We start from the raw sequence: 2,502 nt of genomic DNA on the forward strand, positions 1-2,502 counted from the left end.
AGGGTAGGGCGACCTAAAAACTGCCTTTGAGATAAAACACTTTAACGAAGCAGCAACTGAAGTTGTTTGATTGAAAAATAGCTCGAACAGGCGACGGCCTTAAATGAACTGTCGATGCAGAAAGGCGGCACACAACCGCGTTGTGTGCGCAGCAAAAAGTTAACATTCGCGTGGTGTGTTGATCGAAGAATTGAGGCTGAAGAACGTGCTGAAGTTGATACGACTTAAGCTAAAAGCGAAATGGTTTCTAACGCCCCGATAACGGGCGAATACTTGCTGCTAAAATGGCGGAGCCGCAGCAAGTAGGCGTCCCAGCGAGCGCAGCGAGTGTGTTAATTGGTTTGTTAGGTGCCACTTGTTTGATAAAAGCCATCATCCTTCTCAATAGACATGTACGTAAATGATATACCGTCTGAATCATGATACCAGCTGCATTCAATTAGCAAATCACTAACTACAAACCTCCGGCTAATTTCAACTTCGTCCTTAAAGCCATCAACAGCAGTCCCGAATATGGCTTCTATTTGTTGAACGGTAGTTTGCTCGCTAAAAGTAAACAATTGGCCTTTAAATTTTAATAAACCTTTAAAAGACTTAAATGCGTGATTGCCTTCTGTGAAGTTAAGAAAAAGACCAGTGAAAACTCCATTCTCAGTAGCGACCGAATAGCCATGTTGGAATGACTTATTGTGCTGAATTCCATCAGTTGTCTCTATCCTACTTCCAAGCTTTTTGAATCCGAATAAGTGCTGCTCAATTAAAAAGTCCATTTGTGGCACTTAACGCCCCGCATAAAGGGCAGCTAGCTGTGGGCTAAAATCGCGTGAAGCGCGAGCCCACAGGTAGATGTCCGCGCGAGCGAAGCGAGTTTTAATGCGATTGTTAGCTGACATTGCCAATATCTACCGCTGATTCTTGGTTAAGAACGAATTGATATCCAAAAGCTAAGGTGATTGCAAATATACTTAGGACGTTTAGATATAGTGACATTTGCTTATAGCTTGTTTCGTTATTTCTTTTATCGTAGTGGTCAATTACGGTTAGCAAAGCATTAATAGCGCCCGAGACCAATGCAACGCAGAAGAACAGCAGAGGCATGCCCGTTAATTCAATAGGGTCAGAGCCTCTAACGCCGGGATATACCAAAGCTTCATTAGTGACGCCATAGAGACACACAGCAATTAGAAACAGTGCCCAAACGATATTAAAAATTTGGGTCGATTTAGAAATTTTATTCGGAGAGTAATCTTCCATGAATCCTCTTGGCAGCTAACACCCCGATAAGGGGCAATTGCTTGCATGCGAGAATCGCGGAGCCGCATGCGAGGAATTGTCCCAGCGAGCGGAGCGAGTGAGCTTGATCGGTTTGTTATGTTTCATATTACGTCCTTGTGCGTCTCTTTTTTGCAAGCGCAAAACACCCTAAACCTAACATAACACCAGCTATAAGGATTTGCTTATTAAAGATACTTAGAATTACGTCTATTACGATGAATATCGCACCTAGAATATAGAGCGTAAACGGTGAAAATATTCCGTTTCCTTTTGAACCTTTGCCCAACAAAAGTGAAAGAGAAAAGAACGCAAGCAAAGTGCAAAAAATTACAGCAAACCCGATTGCTATCTTGTCGCCAGATAGTGTTGCTAATACTGCAACGGAGATAGATATTAGCAGCCCTAGAACACCAGTAATTAACGCAGAGCGTTTTGACAGGCGTTTGGTTAAATCGTTTTGACTTGGAATAAACATACTAACTCAATGGAACATAACACCCCAATAAGGGGCAAATATGTGTGCGGCATAATCTGAGGAGGCCGCACACGTATTTGTCCCAGCGACCGGAGGGAGTGAGCTTAATTGGCTTGTTATATCTCTGAACCAAATTCTTCATTTACTCTCTTCAATTGAATTTAAAAAGCCTTCTACAAACTCTTGTTGAAACTCCGACTTTAAATTAATGATTAGAGGCAGTACCTGTAAAAGTTTTTTACCCGTATCACTTTTATAAAATTGCAGAATGTCGTTGAGCTCATCTTCTGTAAATGAGTCAATATACGCAGACTCTAATTTGCTATCTATATTGTGTTTTTTATAGAAATTATCAGACCAGGCTGTAAGTCGCTCATTTACCTGCGCACTAATATTTTCATATTCTTCAGGGGATGTATCGAAAACAACTTTTTGCCCTATAGCCTTTGCGTAAGCCAACATTCTTAGTTCAGAAAATTCGGAATAAAGAGACGCCTGAACAACCTCTTTGGCTATTTTTTCCTTGGTACTCAATTCTGCTCCTGAAGCTAAAAAGCTAATAGTTAAAAGGCTTAAAATTAGAAGGTGTTTCAATTTTCCTCCAAAGGGATATAACGCCCCGCATAAAGGGCAGCTGCTTGTGGGCTAAACTTGCGCGTAGCGCCAGCCCACAAGTAGATGTCCGCGCGAACGAAGTGAGTTTTAATGCGTTTGTTAGGTGCTTTCACTGATTTAAATATTGCCTTTGAAGA

4 protein-coding genes are annotated in these 2,502 nt (G+C 41.5%); all 4 read right to left on the reverse strand.

The genetic code is table 11. The annotated features are described in order from the left end of the window. Nucleotides 1-344: 344 nt before the first annotated feature. The gene (locus CSH92_RS16775) at nucleotides 345-770 is read right to left on the reverse strand and encodes a hypothetical protein (RefSeq protein ID WP_124916994.1); all 426 of its coding nucleotides are present in this window, start codon (nucleotides 768-770) and stop codon (nucleotides 345-347) included. 112 nt (nucleotides 771-882) lie between these two features. After that, nucleotides 883-1,254, reverse strand: coding sequence for a hypothetical protein (locus CSH92_RS16780; protein WP_100658807.1), 372 nt, complete (start codon nucleotides 1,252-1,254; stop codon nucleotides 883-885). A gap of 127 nt (nucleotides 1,255-1,381) precedes the next feature. Next, the gene (locus CSH92_RS16785; RefSeq protein ID WP_100658808.1) at nucleotides 1,382-1,750 is read right to left on the reverse strand and encodes a hypothetical protein; all 369 of its coding nucleotides are present in this window, start codon (nucleotides 1,748-1,750) and stop codon (nucleotides 1,382-1,384) included. 138 nt (nucleotides 1,751-1,888) lie between these two features. Beyond that, nucleotides 1,889-2,344: a DUF2059 domain-containing protein gene (locus CSH92_RS16790; RefSeq protein ID WP_100658809.1), complete on the reverse strand. Its 456-nt coding sequence runs from the start codon at nucleotides 2,342-2,344 to the stop codon at nucleotides 1,889-1,891. Between the last annotated feature and the right edge of the window lie 158 nt (nucleotides 2,345-2,502).

Origin of the sequence: Neoalteromonas flava, from assembly GCF_002807685.1 — a bacterium.
Classification (GTDB): Bacteria; Pseudomonadota; Gammaproteobacteria; order Enterobacterales; family Alteromonadaceae; genus Alteromonas_E; species Alteromonas_E flava.